Here is an 18,073-nt window from a genome sequence, read left to right as displayed (position 1 = left end):
AAATTGCTATGTCTCAGCTAATTTGTCAGGATCTTGCCTTGGGTTACGCAGGCAAGGCTATCGTACGCAATCTGAACTTCCGTGTAAATGCAGGCGATTATTTCTGCATTGTAGGCGAAAACGGTTCCGGTAAATCCACGCTGATGAGAACCCTGCTTCATCTGCAGCCGCCCGTCAGCGGAAGCATCCTTACAGGTGACGGCCTTAAGACGAATGAGATTGGCTATCTTCCCCAGCAGACCCTTGTACAAAGGGATTTTCCCGCATCCGTGAGAGAAATTGTTCTCTCCGGGTGCCAGGGGCGCTGCGGAAGCAGGCCGTTTTATACGAAGGCGGAAAAAGAACTTGCAGAAGAAAACATGGAAAAATTGGGGATCAAAGGATTCTCCGGCCGCTGTTACCGTGAATTGTCCGGCGGCCAGCAGCAAAGAGTCCTTTTAGCCCGCGCTCTCTGCGCCACCCGGAAGCTGCTGCTTCTGGATGAACTGGTATCCGGCCTGGATCCGAAGGTGGCTTCCGAAATGTATGCTCTGATAGCCAGACTGAACCGGCAAGACGGCATTACCATACTGATGATTTCCCATGATATAGGCGCAGCTCTGACCTATGCCACCCATATCCTGCATATGGGGGAAAAAATCTTCCTCGGGACAAAGCAGGAATATATGGAAAGTGACATCGGCAGGCGTTTTACCATGCCGGAAGGAGGAGAAATGCAATGAGCACAATGATAGAAACTCTGAAACTGTATCTGCAGTATCCCTTTGTCCGCTATGCCCTTATCGTAGGTGTTCTGATAGCCCTCTGCTCCTCTTTGCTCGGTGTCACCCTTGTCCTGAAACGCTTCTCCTTTATCGGGGACGGCCTGTCCCATGTGGCATTCGGGGCCATGGCGGTAGCTGCCGTACTGAACCTGAGCGACAGCATGCTTTTTGTCCTGCCTGCTACGGTACTCTGTGCCATACTGCTGCTGCGCACAGGTCAGAATACCAAAATAAAGGGAGACGCCGCGATTGCCATGATTTCCGTCGGGGCGCTGGCCATCGGCTATCTGCTGATGAACCTGTTTTCAACCTCGTCCAATTTATCCGGCGACGTGTGCAGCACCCTGTTCGGCTCCACCTCCATCCTGACTCTGACAAAAACGGAAGTCTGGCTCTGCACCGTTTTATCCGTGATCGTGGTAATCACCTTTATCCTTTTTTATAATAAAATTTTTGCCGTCACCTTCGATGAAGGCTTCGCGCAGGCCACCGGTGTAAAAGCCGGTATGTACAATCTTCTGATCGCAGTCATCATCGCTGTTATCATTGTACTGGCCATGAATCTGGTGGGCTCCCTGCTTATTTCCGCCCTGGTGATTTTTCCGGCGCTGTCAGCCATGCGCCTGTTTAAAAGCTTTCGGTCCGTTACCATATGTTCCGCCATACTTTCCGTTATCTGCGCATTGACGGGAATCCTCATATCCATCCTGGCCGGTACGCCGGTGGGATCCACCATCGTAGCCGTTGACATCGCGGCCTTTGCCCTGTTTTCCCTATTGGGAATCCTGAAAGGAGGCGTTCGGTTTTCCATGATACAAAAATGATGCACATTTGATGCTTTTATGATGCCGGCACATGATACGCTACCCTTAAAGAACGCCGCAGGCAAAGTCATTTTTAACTGACCGGAGCCTCCGCGGAGAAAAAACAGAAACGGCGGATACTTAATTTCAGCAGTCCGCCAGACGAATGAGGGGTAAATATCATGAGAAAAATGAAACACCGGCTATGCATCCTTTTTACACTTTTACTGTTCTTTGCACACTCTACTACTATCTGCGGAGCACAATACGATGACGATACCGACGCCACTCTCGCTCCATACTTTCTGATCGATGGAATGGATACGGCGACAGACAGCTTCCCGCTGAAGGAAACCAATGTGTCTGTAAATATCAACGGCATTTTTGCCGAAACCTTCGTCACTCAGACCTATTCCAACGAAGGCCAGGAACCGATAAACGCCACCTATGTCTTTCCGGCTTCCTCCAGAGTAACCATCCATGGCATGAAAATGGAAATCGGGGATGAGATCATCACTGCCAAAATAAAGGAAAAGGAAGAAGCAAGACATGATTATGAGCAGGCTAAAAGCGAAGGGAAAAGCGCTTCCCTGCTTGAACAGCAGCGGCCCAATGTCTTTACCATGGACGTGGCAAACGTTATGCCCGGTGATATCATCCGCATTGAACTGCATTATACGGAAATGATTACTCCCACCGACGGCATCTATCAGTTCGTCTTTCCCACCGTGGCCGGCCCCCGTTATACAAGCCCTTCCGTTCCCAAAAGCCTGAAGGCGGAAACATGGATTGCCAGCCCTTTTCTGAGATTGGGAGATACCCCCAGGGAAAAATACAACATTAATGTCAATCTTTCCGCAGGCGTACCCATTACGGATCTGCAGTGCGGCTCCCACAAAATTGATGTGGCATGGGACAATCAGACCTCCGCCCGGATCTCCCTCTCCAATCCGGAAGAATTTGCCGGGAACCGGGATTTTATCCTGGATTATAAGCTCACAGGCACGGAAATAAGCAGCGGCCTGATGCTGGGTACCGGAGAATCGGAAAACTTCTTCCTGCTCATGGTCCAGCCACCGGAACGTTATACTCCTGAAACGATTCCTCCCAGAGAATATATTTTTATTCTGGATGTATCCGGCTCCATGTACGGCTTTCCTCTTGATACCTCAAAAGAACTCATCCGGAATTTGGCAGGCAGCCTCCGGGAAACCGACCGTTTTAATGTCATTTTGTTTTCCGATTCCCTTATTCAGATGTCACCGGAATCCGTACCTGCCACAGCGGAAAATGTACAAAAGGCGTTTGCCCTCATTGACAATGAAGAAGGCGGCGGCGGTACCGAACTGGCTCCTGCCCTGGAAACGGCACTCGCCATTCCTGCCTCCCCCGGCGCAGCGCGCAGCGTCATTGCCATTACCGACGGCTATATCTCCGGTGAAAGAGAGATATTCGATATCATCGGCAGGAACATCGGCACCACCAATTTCTTCTCCTTCGGAATCGGAAGCTCCGTCAACCGCTATCTGATTGACGGGATTGCCAAAACCGGCCTGGGCGAATCCTTTGTGGTAACCGATCCTTCGGAAGCCGCCGCCACTGCCGATCGTTTCCGTACTTATATACAGTCCCCCGTATTGACCGATGTTCAGGTAACCTATGACGGCTTTGACGTCTATGATATCGAGCCTCCCACCCTTTCCACCCTCTTTGCCAGCAGACCCATCGTCCTTTTCGGCAAATGGAAAGGAGAGCCATCCGGAACCATACACATAACCGGCAAGACCGGCGGCCGGGACTATGCGGAAGATATTCCTGTATCTGCCGCGATTCCCCTGGAGGCCAATAACATCATACAATACCTGTGGGCACGCACCAGAGTGGAACGGCTGACTGATTACGGAATGACAGAAGACCTCCAGGCCAATGCCAAAAAAGAAGTGACGGAACTGGGACTGCGCTACAGCATGATGACCCCCTATACCTCCTTCATTGCCGTTACCGAAAAAGTACGCAACACCGAAGGAAAAAGTACCGATGTAAAACAGCCCCTTCCTATCCCCATGAATGTATCCGAATGGGCCATAGGAAACGGCTACACTGTCGGCTCGGAACCGGGAAGCCTCCTTCTTGTCCTTCTCATGGCCGCCGCAGTGCTTCTAAATGTCTGGTACCAAAACAGTAAAAAGAAACCTGCTTTCAGTAAAGAAAGAGCGCAAGATGAAAAATAATGCAAAAGCAATGCTGCGGCAAAACGGGATTTTCTACCTGACAGGCCTGCTCTTCATTCTGGGCATCAAGCTTTTTTACAGCAAAGCTTCCGTCCCCGACCTTAAATGGATTCTGGCCCCGACCTCCCTTTGGGTCAGAATCCTCAGCGGGATTCCTTTTGACTATGAACCCGGCTCCGGCTATGTCAGCCATTCCTTCCGTTTCATCATAGCCCCTTCCTGCTCCGGCGTCCAGTTCATGCTCATTACCGCAGCAACGCTGCTTTACTCCTTCGTACACAGAATGCCCACACGAAAAAAAGGAATATGCTGGACCATACTCAGCTTCCTTATTTCCTACATTTACACGATCCTGATAAACGGCCTTCGGATCGTCCTCTCCATTTATCTGCCCCTGGCCCTTCCGCAGAATATGTGGGACAACGGGTGGATGACAGCGGAAAGGCTCCATACGATAACAGGGGCCGTCGTATATTTCACCGCCCTCTTTATCCTATACAGACCGGCCGGAAACCTTGCCGTCCTGATAGCGGGAAAGCCTGAGGAAATACACCGAACAGAAGCCCCTGTGCGGCAGCCCGGCCGTTTCTCCTCCCTCATCCTTGGTACACTGCGCAAATGCCTGCCGCCCGTGTTCTGGTACTTTGCCATTGCGCTGGGAATCCCCTTCCTGAATGGAGCCTACGCGGGCAACGAAAGGAATTTCACAGAATATACCCTCACCTTGGGAACCGTATGCCTGATTCTTATTCTCCTCGCCTACCTGCCCTCCTTTTTTTCCATTGTTAAAAGGAAAAAACAGAACTTCAGGAATGTTAATAATAATTGCATAAATGCAAAACATAATTGATGGATTTTCTTTTCCTTCCCCCTTATACTTATCTCATACGAAACGAGGAGGTAAGATATATGAACTTAGGAAACAATTTATTTAACGCAAGGAAAAAAAGCGGCTTATCCCAGGAAGAGGTGGCTGAAAAACTGGGGGTAAGCAGGCAGACTATTTCGAAATGGGAAACAGATGAAACCCTTCCTGACATACGCCAGGCAAAGAAACTGGCGCTCCTGTATCATCTGTCTTTAGATGAACTGATTGACTTTGACGTAAATTTAAAAGAAATAGAACAGGTCATTGAAAACACAAGCGAAGAAACACAAAAGAAAGTAGACTGGACAAAGGTCTGGGGTAAAAAATATCCGATTTTAACCTCCTATCAGAATGAGGTTAATATCAAGGATTACGCGGACCAATTAAAAGAAATGACAGATCGTTTAAAAAAAGAGTATGGATATAATGATATCGACGCCTTCCTTGTACTAAAAGATATTTTGGCAAATATCTGGAATGCAAAAGGCCAGTAAACCTGTTTTCCTGCCTGCCGTATTTTCTTTTCCATAGAAAATACGGCAGGTACAGCTGCTTTACAGAACCTTTTTCAAAAGCAATTAACGATTACTTTCCTCCCTGTCCGGACAGAAGGCTTTCAATTAATCCGGAAGCCTCACTCTTAGTCAGCTTATCCGGATCCCAGGTTACAGCCGCCTTTTTCTGTACGGCCAGGCGCATAAGAAAATCCACCTGTTTTTTCGTCGCAGGCATTTCCTCCCTTCCCTTTTCCTTATAATTAAGAACCACCGGCTGAAAGACCTGGGGTTCCTTTTCTTCATAATAATGCGCCAGCGTCTGGTACAGCTTTGCTGTCGCAAGAGCATCATGATAAGCCCTGTGAGCGGCGGAATTCACTATGGAATAATAGGAGCATAAGGCCTCCAGGCTTTTGGAACGCATATCCTTATGTACCCTCCGCGCAATCCTCAGAGTATCCACTCCCTGCTTTTCAAAGCCATAGCCCAGAATGGCCGCCTGATTTTTCATGAAGCTATAGTCAAATATGATATTATGGCCCACTAACACATCATTCCCGCAGAATTCCAGAAAAGCGGGAATAACAGTCTTACTGTCCTCCGCATCCGCCACCATCTCATTGGTAATCCCCGTAAGATCCGTTATCGTCTTGGAAACAGGCTGGCAGGGACGGATAAACTCCATAAATCTCTCTTCCACTTTTCCATCCCTTACTTTAAGGGCGCCGATTTCTATAATCTCATTTTGCTCCGGATCCAGCCCTGTTGTTTCCAGGTCGAAGGCTATGTATGATTTTAACATTTTCTTTTGTGGTCATTCCTTTCTTTTGGATGGCTTTATTATACTACGAAAAGGAAAAGAAGAAACAGGTTTTATTCTACTTTTTATTTCATTTTGTCTTTATTTCGTTTAGTGAAAGGATAATATGGCCATTGTTTTTTGTATGAAAGGGCCGCTCCTGCCTTGGAGACAGAAGCGGCCTATTTGTATTGCTGTCAGAATTTTACACCCATTTTAATACTTTCATCCGGATGTTCGATGATGTAATGAATGTACGCTTTGTCACACTCATTAAAATCTACAATTGGATATACAATGTTCTCACACTGTATTTTCCCTGTTCCCAGCAGTTTCCAGCTTTCTTTGCATATCCGGTCAAAATCCCACCTTGGGTAATCCCTGTTCGGCTCGCTGCAGGCCCTTGAAAAGAAAATATTTTGCTGGTTGAAATGCCCTTCCCTGCCCAGATGTATGGGAATATGGCATTCTTTGAACCAGCCTGCCAATGCCATGCTTCCATTATAGGCCAGTGCCCTGATTCCCTGTTCGAGAGCTTTATAATTGGCACTCGTTTCAATCACCACATCAACTCCCACACCATTTGTCAGTTTACGCAGTTCCATTCCCATATCACACTCTAACGGATTGAATGCGATGTCCGCTCCGTTTTCCAAAGCTGCTTTTCGCCTTATTTCAATCGGATCCGATACCGCAACCAGAGAAGCCCCTGCTGCTTTTGCCGCCTGTGCCGCCATTTGTCCGATAGCGCCCAGGCCGGAAATCAATACGGTATCTCCCAGCCTTAACTTCGCATCTCTGACTGCACTTAATGCAAACTGCATGGGATCATAACACATTGCCTGTTTCCAGGTCATCCCTTCCGGCATTACAAGGAGTTCCTGCGCATTAACCGTATGTGTCTGTGCCAGATTCCCGTAGCCGACCACCTGATCTCCTACATGATACGCTTCCACATCACTTCCTACTTCCGTTATTGTTCCTACCCACATATTGCCTAAACCGCTGTATACAGAACTGACCTTCTCTTCCCTTTGCAGGAATATCTTCATCTCTTCATCATAGTATTTTTCTTCGAAAGGCTGTTCCTTAATCCCTGTCATTTCTGTTCCATGCTTTGGAGCCCCATATATGCATTTTACACGTACTTCACCTTTTTCAAGAGGTTTTTCCTCATATTCAAAAAGCTGAGGAATATAATTTTCATTTGCCAGTAATTCTCTCATTTCATCCACTCCCCACATTCTTAATAATTTTCCACACGCATTTTCTCTCCATCCATTTTAGCTGAGAACAGGGAAGCTTCCACATACAGCAGACTTCTCAGCCCTTCCTCTACCGGACAGAATTCCGTTCTGTTCTCTTTGACCATCCTGATAAAATCCTCGTCTTCCAAAAATTTATGATCAGCCGGTTCATTAAAATATTCCACCCGTTCCCCTTCGCCGGTTATATAATGGAATTCCGCTTCATCCGGGCTTTTGAAAAAAACACTGACCTTTTCAAATATCATATCAAATAAAGCATCCCATCTGCCGGGAACCGAACAATTATTTGCCGTGATAGATGCCTGCGCGCCAGTGGTAAAGCTGCTGATTGATACGCTTACATCTTCCACTGTATAGCCCGGCACATCCGCATGGCATACATTTCCCATAAAACTTGCCACCGCTTTCGGATGTCCATACATATAACGACAGATGTCATATACATGAATCGCCTGTTCAAAAATCTGTCCGCCGCATAAATTTACATCTCTCCACCATGGCGCATGCAGGGAATTGCACTGATATCTTCCATTAAATAATACAGGTTTTCCGGCTGATCCATCTTCAATTAATCTCTTTAATTTACTGACAGCAGTTCCATATCTCATATGAAATCCTACCTGTGTTTTTATCCCGTTCTTTCTTGCCGCATCCACCATGCTTTTTCCTCTGTCACTTGTAATGGCGATAGGCTTTTCGATAAATATATGTATTTTTTTATCCGCAGCTTTCTCAAACTGTCCTGCTTGTGCATAAGGCGGCAAAAGGATATAAAGTACATCCAGTTCCTCTTTTTCAAGCATCTCATCAAAATCAGCATATACCGCAGCACCAGCCATAGCTGCCAGTTTTTCTGCCTTCTGTCCGTCGATATCACATACAGCCTTAACCTCGGCCTCTTCTATTTTAAGAAGATTTTCAATATGCACATTTCCCATACCACCTGCGCCTAAAATTCCAACCTTTACTTTATCCATTTTTTCGTTCTCCCGTCTTCTTCAATTATTCTGCGCTTATCCTTTCACTGCTCCCGCAGTTATTCCCGTAATAAAACTCTTCTGAAACAATGTATATACAATAACAACCGGCAATGTACATATGGTTACACCTGCCGCAACCAAAGAATGATCTACCGTATATTTTCCGAAAAAGAACATAAGCCCCAAAGGCAGAGTCCTCGCTGAATCATTATACACTACCAGCATGGGAATAAACATGTCATTCCAGGACCACATAAATTCAAATACCAGCAGTGCTGATAATGCAGGTTTAATGAGCGGCATCATAATATAATAAAATGTAGTGAACTCATTGCATCCATCAATGGAAGCCGACTCGATTAACTCCTCCGGTAAATCTTTGAAAAAAGCCCTCATCATAAATATGGCAAATGGCATCGATAAACCAAAATACGGAATAACCATCGCCCACCTGGTGTTAATCAGACCCAGATTCTGCAGATTATAATATAATGGTATTACCATTGCCTGAACAGGTATCATCATTCCAAAAAGCATAAAGGAAAATATTTTATCACGTCCCCAAAACTTAAGCTTTCCAAATGCATAACCTGCCAATGAGGACAGAATTAATACCCCTGCCACTCTGGGAACCGCAACTAAAACACTGTTTATCATATACGTACTCATTTTACCTACGGTCCATGCTTTTATAATATTGTCAAACGTGATTTTCACAGGCAGGGCGAACGGATCCATGTTCAATCGATCTGTCGGCACCAGTGCGGCCTGCCACATCCAGTATAAGGGGAGTATGGAAATAAAAAATGTAGCTATCAGGACAGCATATGTAAATATCTGTTTTACCAGTTTTCTAACCGGATATTTTTTTCGCTCCTTCATAATCATTACACCCCCTATTCTTTTTCTGAGTATTTCATATAAACAGCGGAACACACTGCTATAATAACCGACAGTACCACCGCTACTGCGGATCCCATTCCGAATTCACTGTCCATAAATGCAGTACGGTACATTAATGTCGAAATAACTTCAGAGGAATGATACGGCCCGCCTTTCGTCATAATATAGACAATTTCAAAAACCTTAAAAGAACCGATTAATGAATTCAATACAAGCAGTGTAAATGTATTTTTAAGCAGGGGAAGTGTCACATAAAAAAATGTCTGTACAGGATTTGCGCCTTCCAGCTTTGCCGCTTCTACATAACATGCATCCAGGCCGGAAAGTGCTGCCATGGTAATTACCATACAGAAACCATAATGGACCCAGCTTCCGGCAATCAGAAGCGCCCACATAACTGTATGTTCATCTCCCAGCCAATTAAATGCCAGAAAATCCAGGCCGATAAATTTGAGCGCCCTGTTAAGTATGCCAAACTCCGGATTCAAAATCCAGTTCCAGACGATTCCAACGGCAACCATGGAAACAATAGCAGGCATATAAAAAATAACCCGGAATAAAAGTCTGCCTTTTACAAAACTCTGATTCAGCAATACCGCCAGAATAATACCAAAAATTGTGGGTATAAAAACAGTGAACAGAATCCAGAATATGTTGTGGCTGAGGGCTTTCCAGAAAATCTCATTTTGAAAAATAGCCTTATAATTATCTAACCCCACAAAATTCATTAAAGCGGAAGCCCCATCCCACTCATAGAAGCTCAACTCAATGGTATTAAAAATAGGAATTATAGAAAAAATAATATAACATAATAATGCAGGTGCAACAAAAAGCATAGCTCTGCACCATTTTCCAATTTTGCGCCTTTGTTTAATGGAGATATTCACGCTGTATCTCTCCTTTCCTCCCTGCCAAAACAAAAGGCGCAGCATTTAAGTCTTAACATACCGCAGGCAGTCTGCGCCTTTTTATTCAATCCTTTTTAATTCACAATCGCCTCAAAATTACCTTTTTCCACTTCTTCATCAAGAATCTTCTGTTTTTCTTCCATACATTCCATTCCGGTCTTTTTCCCGGCCAGAAGTTCCTGTATATTATTAGCCGTCACTTCATTTACTTTGGAAGGCAGCAAAACATCCAGATTACTTCCCATCTTATCCGCAGTCACAATGGTATTCGCTGCATCGGCAAATAAAGGGGTAACATCACATGCTGTGATATCTGTATTATTTGTAGCCGGTATAAAACCTGCATCCAGCCATTTATTTACTATTTCATCACTGAACATATATTCCAGGAATTTGACAGCCGTATATGTATTCGCGGATTTGCCGTTAACCACAATTGCCTGTCCCAGACCAAACACACCCGTTGTTTCCTTTCCTTCCGGAGCGGGAAGGAAGAAAAAGCCGCACTTATCCCCCAATCCTTCTTCACCGCCAAAAGCTCCTACTTCCCAAGTACCGGTCGGATACATGGCCACCTTGCCGGAAAGAAACATTTTTCTGGCATCATCATGCCCCATGGCATTCGGCGATTCAATGGTCCAGCCATTTTTTACAATCTCCTGCAGCTTATCAAGCCCGAGCGCAAAATCATCCTGATTAAATTGGCTCTTTAATGCGAGGACATCAGATACTGCATCACACCCAGCAAACGCATTCAGCCATATACTTTCATAATGATAACCTGGCCATTGATCCAAATCATCCAGCATCAATGGCAGTTCGCCGTTTTCCTTTAATTCCGCACATATTGCTTCAAATTCTTCATAAGTAGAAGGCTCTGAGTATCCATATTTATCAAATATATCCTTATTATAATATACTCCGACAGATTCGAGCTGGTTTCCAACACCATATAATTTCCCATCAAAGGTACAAGCATCCAATGCACTTTCTTTAAACAAATCATTCCAGCTATCCTGTTCTGCCACTGCTGTCAAATCATAGGCAAGTCCTGACTTTGCGAGTACCCCAAGATACCCTGCACCACTGTCATATGTGAAGATATCAGGTCCTTCCCCTGAATTAATAGCAGCTTTTACCGTTGTACGCAGGTCCTCACCCTTTATGACAACACGCTCCACATTCACGCCATATTTCTCTGCAAAGCCATCTGCCAGTTCCTGAAATAAAGTATTAGCGTCTCCATCCGTAGAATCGTCCCATAATACAATATCAGTATAGGCTTCCTCTGCCTCACCTTCCTCATCTGATACAGCTTCTGATGTGTTGTTCTCTGCCACTGCCTCCGGAGCAGATGCCGGTTCGTTTTGTTCTGCGTTCTTCTTCACAGTACTGCTCATACATCCGGTAAAAACCATAGATGCAGTAAGCATCAATGCTGTGACAGATAGCAATCTTTTTCTTCTCATAGTTGACTCCTTTCATAACCTTCCTTGTTTTTATGTGATAGACTAATTATAGGTTTGACTGATTTCCTTTGGAATGATTATTCTTATTCGTTATTTGTTCAAAATACATATTCTGATCCATAATAGTATTTATTTAATCAGGCAGAAAATAATTTATAACAATATTTTCCTTCGTCATTTCGCATAATTTATTTTTATATATTTCAAAATATAGTGCATTTTTTCTTATCGCTGAATATAAATATATTCATATGTATAAAAAAAGGGCAAGTTAATGCATCCATACATTTCACTTGCCTTATTCTGCTCTTAAACTTGTCCAATTTTTATATAATCAGCAGCTTTTAATAGTGACGATTTTGGGAACGGTATTCACTGGGGCTCTGACCAGCCCTCTGTGAAAAAAAGTGAGTAAAACCGGTAATACTTTCGAATCCTGTCTCCTCTGCGATTTCACTTATCGTCATATCTCTGTCCGTCAGCATTAACTTAGACCTTTCAAATAAGATTCTGTTTTTCATTGCGATAGGAGAAATTCCGAAATAATGTTTAAATCGATTAGAAATATAAGTCGGACTCATATGAAACTGCTGCGCCAGTCCCGACAATGTAATTCGCTGAATATCTTCACCGTTCAGCATACGGAAAATCTGCCAGAATGCCTCGGGTATCCTGGCATTAACCAATAATCTTTTATCCGTTATCAGTTCTTCAAACAGATATGCCATCAGTTCCAAACCACAGGCCCTATGCATTAACAATTCCGATAATTTATTCATTTCCCTGCTTCCATCGTAAAACCTGTGAAATATCTTTTCAAATTCCTCACGATTTTTCAGATAAGATACCACCGGAAAGTTAAACAATTTCAGGGCATCTATTGTATATTGAATTTTAAAAGAAAAATGCCACCACAAAAATGTGGCGGGCTTACAATCCGTTTTATAATGGCTATGTAACACGTTCTCTGGAATAATAACAATACTGCCCGGTCCGACTTCATAAACCTCGTCGTAAATTTCTAATATAGCTGTTCCTAACTGTAAATACGACATAACATAACAGGGCATTCTTCGATTCAGAGAAGACATTTCTCTCCTCGTCTGCATATCATATGCCTCTATTTCCAAACTTGCCATCCGCATGAGCTGTTCTATATGCTGATCCATAGTTCCTCCTATGAGCCATTTGTAATGATATCCGAAATTTATTATACCACTGATATGTAGTTTCTACAATGAGGCTTCCGTATTCATATAATCATATAATCCATAAATTAAAATGAACTGCCATAACAGCATATCTGCATTATGACAGTTCATTATCTACGAATAATCATCAAAATTAATCTGACAATAAATACAATGTAAATTTGAGGAAAAATAAATTAATTATAAACTATTTCATCTGTATAATTATCTAACGTAAGTTCTACATCATCTATAATAGCATAATGTGTACAGGACACTCTGTATGTCTTTCCAGCCTCAGCTTTAACATATACTACAGCTCCGATATATATGCGCTGGTCATAATCACAATAATCCTTAATAGGTATATTTTTCCAACCCAAAAGCGTTTTTTCCTGAAGAACTGCATCTTTGATTCCTATTTCAGTTGCATCTGTTGAACATCTTGTTGTGAATTCTACACCAAGCCCATTTTTCGCTATACCAATTGCCAGTTCGCAATCAAATAAAAAGGGTTCCCCACTTCTTGTACGATTACCACTAACAATAGATTTGCTAAGAACCTGCATATCTGAATTATATTCCATAATTTCTGCCGCATTAATTTTCATTGGAACATTCAGAAATATACTGATGACTAATAATAAAACTAAGTATCTTTTTCCCATATCCGTAACCTCTTTTCTTTTGTATACCTCCTCAAATCTACACATCTGTGTATTCGCAAAATCTACAAAAAGGTTACATAATCAATTTGGATATATATATCTATTTCATACTTTCTGCTATCTTTTTCAACTCCTGCACAGTTTCTTGGCATAACAATATATACATTTTTTTGTCTTTAGTAAACATAACTTTAACGCTCTTATATGTATCACTCATATAATATTCTGAATTTAATCCATCATGAATATCATCTAGTAGTATCCAGTTTGGATCATTTACCAGAATACGTTCAGAATAATCACCTTCAAAAAAATCTACTTCAATTGATAAGTCATTACTTGATAATCGGTTTTCATATATAACCAAAAGTACTGTTCTAGCTCCAGATTTCGATAGTGTTATTGTATCAAGTTCATAATTGGCTGGCAAATAATCAGGCTTTAATAACTCTACATTTAAATAATTTTCAACCTCTTTCCACGAAGAAAATTCTATTTCACTTTTACCTTCTGTCAGAATATCTTCATTTCCCGTTACAGTAAGTTTTGTTCTGCCAATCCCATCCTGAACTACCTCAAAGAACGACTTCTTCTTCAAAGCATAACTCCCCACATTCACCGACAACATCAACACCAGACAGGCCGCAACTCCTACACCTATTCGAACAAACACCTTTTTTCTCTTCCAGACTTTTTTTATCCCTGCCTTACCACTACCTATCCCTGCCACAGACATACTATTCGATATTTTAACGCTTTCATCCCCTTCTACATCAGCCACTCCCTCAATTAAACGCTCGGCCCTATCTTCTTCCACCCCAAACCGCCTGTTAAACCGCTCTCTGGCCGCCGCAGGATCAGACGGAAACCGCGGGTCCTCTTTCATCGGCTCCAATACATCCAAAAGCTGCACGATGGCATCCACTTCTTCGGCGTCAAACTGTTCATCGCTGGCTTCAAACGTATACCAATGCAGCTTTTCATACAGATCATTAATCAATTTTTCATTTTGAAGCTCTTTCGACTGTGTCATATCTTGTCTCCTATGAATATAATCAGCTGATATAATACTCCGCAAACACCAAAAAGAAATGGCAGCAGCATGCTGTTGCGTATTTTCTGCTTCATCCTGAGAATACGTACTTTAAAGCAGGTCTCTGTGACGCCCAGCTTCTGTGCTATTTCCTGCGAAGTATAACCATATTCATAATAACAGCGTAAAAGCTCCAATTCTTCCTCTGACAAAATTTCTTTAACCGCAGTATAGACCTCCACCATTTTAAAATCATCGACTTTAGGGTTTAAATCCGATACAGTATTATCTATGAGGAAATCAAAATCCAGGCTGTACTTTCTTTGCTTTTCTTCCCATTTCATCACCTTGTTTTTAGCCGTCACACGTAACCAGCCCTTGATGTTGGGATGCTTCATCAGTTCTTCTCTTTTCCTGTAAACTTCAAAAAAAGTTTCCTGCACAATATCTTCCACGGCATTACTGTCATAAAGCATACGGCGGACATATTTTTCTATCTGAGTAAACTCAGAATTATATAGTTCGTCAAAAAATTCCTTGCTATTATCCATTGTCCACCATATCCTCTTTCGTATCTGTCCCGGTAACCCTTCTTCAGTCAAACTTATTTACACAGCATTTTCAAATATATAAGAATCTGCTCCAAAATGTGTTCTTTTTCTTTAGGGCAGTCTTTAAATATTTCTACCAGCATTTTATTCGAAGTCATCTCTCCTGTCAAAAGATATGTAGGATCTAAATCCATTTTTTTGTATACAAGCAATATTTTTTCTATGGAAAGCCTTTTGTTGCCTCTTTCGATTTCCCCATAAAAGGTTGTTGATATCTCCAGCAGTTCTGCTGTCTCTTCCTGTGTCAACTTCATTTTCTTCCGCTGCCTGCGAAGACGTTCTCCCATTTCCACTAATACCTGAGTTGCTGCCATTCCGCCAATCCCTCCCATTTCCAGTTTTTTCCAAGTTGTACGTTATTATGATACTGTGATTAGGAATGGCTTTTTAGAAACTATATGTTTGTATTTACTTCAAAAATGCTCCTGTTAATTATGATTTTATGTTATATAGTAAAAAAGAGAAGGGAGCGTTTCCTCTCCCTTCCCGCAATTTCTATCCGCAGGACGGTCTGTCAGCAATTCTTCAAATCTTCAATGAGACTATTTACATTTTCTTCTTTGGTAGCCCAGCTGGTACAAAAGCGTACGGCGCTGTGGGTATCATCCACACGCTCCTGATAACTGTACCCATAACTGCCGGAAAGTTTTTCCAGCACGGAATCGGGCATTACAGGAAAAATCTGATTTGTCCTGTTCTCCACAAGAAAGGGATAACCTTTTTCCCGGAAAGCCTCTCTCAGTTTTTCCGCCATGCGGATTGCATGCCGGGAAATTTCCATATATAGATCATCTTCAAACAGTGTCTCAAACTGAATGCCGAGCAATCTTCCCTTTGCCAGCATACCGCCTTTTTGTTTGATAAAATAACGGAAATCTTTTTTCAGTTCCTCATTCACGATTACCACAGCTTCCCCAAACAGGGCGCCTACCTTAGTCCCTCCGATATAAAAGACATCACAATGCTCTGCCAGAAAAGGGAGATCCAGTTCATTATCAGGTGCCGCCAGCCCATAACCAAGCCTGGCTCCATCCATAAACAGATACAAATCATGTTCCCTGCATACCCGGCTCAGCTCTTCCAGCTCTTTTCTGCTGTAAAGGGTCCCGTATTCCGTGGGGTTTGATATATAAACCATTTTAGGCTGAACCATATGTTCAAAGGAACTGTCATGGATATGAGACTGGTACAGTTCTTCCACCTGAGCCGCGGTCAGCTTGCCGTCCTTATGGGGTACCGCCAGGACTTTATGTCCAAGGGATTCCACAGCGCCTGTCTCATGAACGTTGATATGGCCGCTCCCTGCTGAAATCACTCCCTGGTGGGAACGAAGCGCCGCATCAATCACTGTCATATTGGCCTGGGTTCCTCCTACCAGAAAATGTACAGCAAGCCTGTCATTTCCGCAGGCCTTACAGATGAGCTGCGCTGCCCGGCGGCAGTGCGCGTCTTCCCCATAACCGGGGGACTGCTCCAAATTCGTTTCCATCATTCTTTCCATAATCCTGGGATGCGCGCCTTCGTTATAGTCACATTGAAATAAAATCATGATAATTCCCGCTCCTTAATTCTCTTTTTTCTTCAGTATTTCAAGAACATAATCCCATACCCTCTTAGTGGAAGAAATGCTCAGCCTTTCCTCCGGTGTATGGATATCCTTCATATCAGGGCCGATGGATACACAATCAAGTCCCGGCAGCTTTCCTGCAAGTATTCCGCATTCCAGACCGGCATGAATCGCTTCAATTCGGGGGGATTTTCCGTACATCTCTTCATATACCTTCACCATCTTTTCACGAAGGGGCGAATTCTGTTTGAACTCCCAAGCGGGATAGTCACCTGAAATATCCCATTTTCCTCCCTGGGATTCCAAAAGCAGGCAAACCTTATCAATAATCATTTCTTTTTCACTCATAACGGAACTGCGCACGGAGTAATCCAACTCCACTTCCCTGCCTTCTGTCCGCAGGATACCGAGATTCAGAGAGGTCTGCACCAGTCCGCTGATATCCGCGCTTATGCTCTGGATTCCGTTCGGCATCATAAAGAGAAGCATCTCCGCCTTTTTAGTGCTTTCCTCCGTAAATACCTTCCATTCACCCTGTCCTTTTTCCAATACCCGGATCCTGATTCCCGAATCCGTAACCGTATATTCTCTCTGCAGTATTTTTTCCAGCTGCCCTAAAGAATCTTCCAAATCCGCACAATTATCCTGTTCCGCAAAAAGCTCCGCCCTGGAAGCCGAAGGGATTGCGTTATCCGCACTGCCTCCTTCCACAGACATAAACCTGACGTCACCTTTTTTTCTGCAGAAATGTATGAGCCTTCCCAGGAGACAATTTGCGTTGGCTCTTCCCTTATCAATTTCCGCCCCGGAGTGGCCGCCTGTCAGTCCGCCTATTTCTATCAGAAGCCGGCAGCCCTGCTTTTTCTCTGTTTCCACCGGCAGCCTGCCGTGAACCCTGGCTCCTCCCGCACAGCTTGTCAGAAGCACGCCTTCTTCTTCATTATCCAGATTCAGCATCCGGCGTCCCCTGCACATAGAAAGATCAATTCCATTGGCTCCTTCCATTCCGGTTTCCTCGTCCACGGTTATTACCACCTCAAGACGGGGATGGGCAATGCTTTCCGAATCCAGAAGAGCCAGCCCATATGCTACGGCGATCCCGTCATCCCCGCCCAGGCTCGTTCCCCTGGCAAGAAGATAATCTCCGTCCACATCCAAATCAAGGCCTTCTTTCGTCATATCTTTGGCGCAGTCCGGTTTCTTTACCGCAACCATATCCATATGCCCCTGAAGAATCACAGGTTCCTCTTTCTCATATCCGGCAGTGGCTTCCTTGATAATAACCACATTTTTCAGCTCATCCTGAAAATAAGCAAGATTCCTTTCTTTAGCGAAATCCACAAGGTAATTGCTGATTCTCTCCACATTTCCGGAGCCATGGGGTATCTCACAGATTTCTTCAAAAAAGTGAAAAACCGACTTGGGTTCCAACTGGCTTACTTTGCTCATATCCTATATTCTCCTTTTGACCGGTCATTTTATATGTGTATTAATTACGCTAATGACTCAAACTC

At 43.6% G+C, this 18,073-nt stretch carries 18 protein-coding genes; 5 read left to right on the top strand and 13 right to left on the bottom strand.

Features of this window, described 5'->3' with window-relative positions; all coding sequences use genetic code 11:
* Positions 1 to 8 precede the first annotated feature (8 nt).
* The 5 genes from BLA28_RS12780 to BLA28_RS12760 all read left to right on the top strand — a co-directional run bounded on the left by BLA28_RS12780 (position 9) and on the right by BLA28_RS12760 (position 5,160).
* The gene (locus BLA28_RS12780) at positions 9 to 722 is read left to right on the top strand and encodes a metal ABC transporter ATP-binding protein (protein ID WP_069159029.1); all 714 of its coding nucleotides are present in this window, start codon (positions 9 to 11) and stop codon (positions 720 to 722) included.
* A gap of 5 nt (positions 723 to 727) precedes the next feature.
* Positions 728 to 1,588 carry a metal ABC transporter permease gene (locus tag BLA28_RS12775; RefSeq protein ID WP_069159160.1) on the top strand — a complete coding sequence of 287 codons (861 nt, stop codon included), beginning with the start codon at positions 728 to 730 and terminating at the stop codon, positions 1,586 to 1,588.
* A gap of 161 nt (positions 1,589 to 1,749) precedes the next feature.
* On the top strand, positions 1,750 to 3,798 hold the full coding sequence (locus BLA28_RS12770) for a VIT and vWA domain-containing protein (RefSeq protein WP_069159028.1): 2,049 nt from the start codon (positions 1,750 to 1,752) through the stop codon (positions 3,796 to 3,798).
* Positions 3,788 to 4,648, top strand: coding sequence for an exosortase K (gene xrtK / locus BLA28_RS12765; RefSeq protein WP_141702987.1), 861 nt, complete (start codon positions 3,788 to 3,790; stop codon positions 4,646 to 4,648). The genes BLA28_RS12770 and xrtK overlap by 11 nt, the downstream gene beginning before the upstream one ends.
* 59 nt (positions 4,649 to 4,707) lie before the next feature.
* A complete protein-coding gene (locus tag BLA28_RS12760) occupies positions 4,708 to 5,160 on the top strand; it encodes a helix-turn-helix transcriptional regulator (protein ID WP_044968124.1) in 453 nt (150 codons plus the stop codon).
* A 91-nt stretch (positions 5,161 to 5,251) separates the two neighbouring features.
* Here BLA28_RS12760 and BLA28_RS12755 read toward each other — a convergent pair whose 3' ends face one another.
* The 13 genes from BLA28_RS12755 to BLA28_RS12695 form a co-directional block, all read right to left on the bottom strand.
* Positions 5,252 to 5,965 carry a 3'-5' exonuclease gene (locus BLA28_RS12755; RefSeq protein ID WP_069153876.1) on the bottom strand — a complete coding sequence of 238 codons (714 nt, stop codon included), beginning with the start codon at positions 5,963 to 5,965 and terminating at the stop codon, positions 5,252 to 5,254.
* Positions 5,966 to 6,159: 194 nt separating this feature from the next.
* A complete protein-coding gene (locus BLA28_RS12750; RefSeq protein WP_069159159.1) occupies positions 6,160 to 7,188 on the bottom strand; it encodes a zinc-dependent alcohol dehydrogenase in 1,029 nt (342 codons plus the stop codon).
* Positions 7,189 to 7,208: 20 nt separating this feature from the next.
* Complete coding sequence (locus tag BLA28_RS12745) at positions 7,209 to 8,207, bottom strand: Gfo/Idh/MocA family protein (RefSeq protein ID WP_069159026.1); 999 nt, start codon at positions 8,205 to 8,207, stop codon at positions 7,209 to 7,211.
* Positions 8,208 to 8,243: 36 nt separating this feature from the next.
* Complete coding sequence (locus BLA28_RS12740) at positions 8,244 to 9,092, bottom strand: carbohydrate ABC transporter permease (protein ID WP_009250683.1); 849 nt, start codon at positions 9,090 to 9,092, stop codon at positions 8,244 to 8,246.
* Between the two features lie 14 nt (positions 9,093 to 9,106).
* A complete protein-coding gene (locus BLA28_RS12735; protein ID WP_069159158.1) occupies positions 9,107 to 10,000 on the bottom strand; it encodes a carbohydrate ABC transporter permease in 894 nt (297 codons plus the stop codon).
* 95 nt (positions 10,001 to 10,095) lie between these two features.
* Positions 10,096 to 11,490 (bottom strand): ABC transporter substrate-binding protein, encoded by a 1,395-nt coding sequence (locus BLA28_RS12730; RefSeq protein WP_069159025.1) that lies wholly within the window; start codon positions 11,488 to 11,490, stop codon positions 10,096 to 10,098.
* 344 nt (positions 11,491 to 11,834) lie between these two features.
* Positions 11,835 to 12,659 (bottom strand): helix-turn-helix domain-containing protein, encoded by an 825-nt coding sequence (locus BLA28_RS12725; protein ID WP_069159024.1) that lies wholly within the window; start codon positions 12,657 to 12,659, stop codon positions 11,835 to 11,837.
* Between the two features lie 218 nt (positions 12,660 to 12,877).
* Positions 12,878 to 13,348: a hypothetical protein gene (locus BLA28_RS12720; RefSeq protein WP_069159023.1), complete on the bottom strand. Its 471-nt coding sequence runs from the start codon at positions 13,346 to 13,348 to the stop codon at positions 12,878 to 12,880.
* A gap of 100 nt (positions 13,349 to 13,448) precedes the next feature.
* Positions 13,449 to 14,381, bottom strand: a complete 933-nt coding sequence (locus BLA28_RS12715; RefSeq protein WP_069159022.1) for a hypothetical protein — start codon at positions 14,379 to 14,381, stop codon at positions 13,449 to 13,451.
* Positions 14,378 to 14,932, bottom strand: coding sequence for an RNA polymerase sigma factor (locus BLA28_RS12710; protein WP_069159021.1), 555 nt, complete (start codon positions 14,930 to 14,932; stop codon positions 14,378 to 14,380). The genes BLA28_RS12715 and BLA28_RS12710 overlap by 4 nt, the downstream gene beginning before the upstream one ends.
* Positions 14,933 to 14,985: 53 nt before the next feature.
* Entirely contained in the window at positions 14,986 to 15,306 is a 321-nt protein-coding gene (locus tag BLA28_RS12705) for a helix-turn-helix domain-containing protein (protein WP_169897245.1), read from the bottom strand.
* 200 nt (positions 15,307 to 15,506) lie between these two features.
* Positions 15,507 to 16,541, bottom strand: a complete 1,035-nt coding sequence (locus tag BLA28_RS12700) for a threonine aldolase family protein (protein WP_069159019.1) — start codon at positions 16,539 to 16,541, stop codon at positions 15,507 to 15,509.
* A 15-nt stretch (positions 16,542 to 16,556) separates the two neighbouring features.
* Entirely contained in the window at positions 16,557 to 18,008 is a 1,452-nt protein-coding gene (locus BLA28_RS12695; protein ID WP_069159018.1) for an aminoacyl-histidine dipeptidase, read from the bottom strand.
* Positions 18,009 to 18,073: the final 65 nt, after the last annotated feature.

Origin of the sequence: Eisenbergiella tayi (assembly GCF_001881565.1) — a bacterium.
GTDB lineage: Bacteria > Bacillota > Clostridia > Lachnospirales > Lachnospiraceae > Eisenbergiella > Eisenbergiella tayi.
This window is presented reverse-complemented; position numbering and strand designations above follow the sequence as displayed.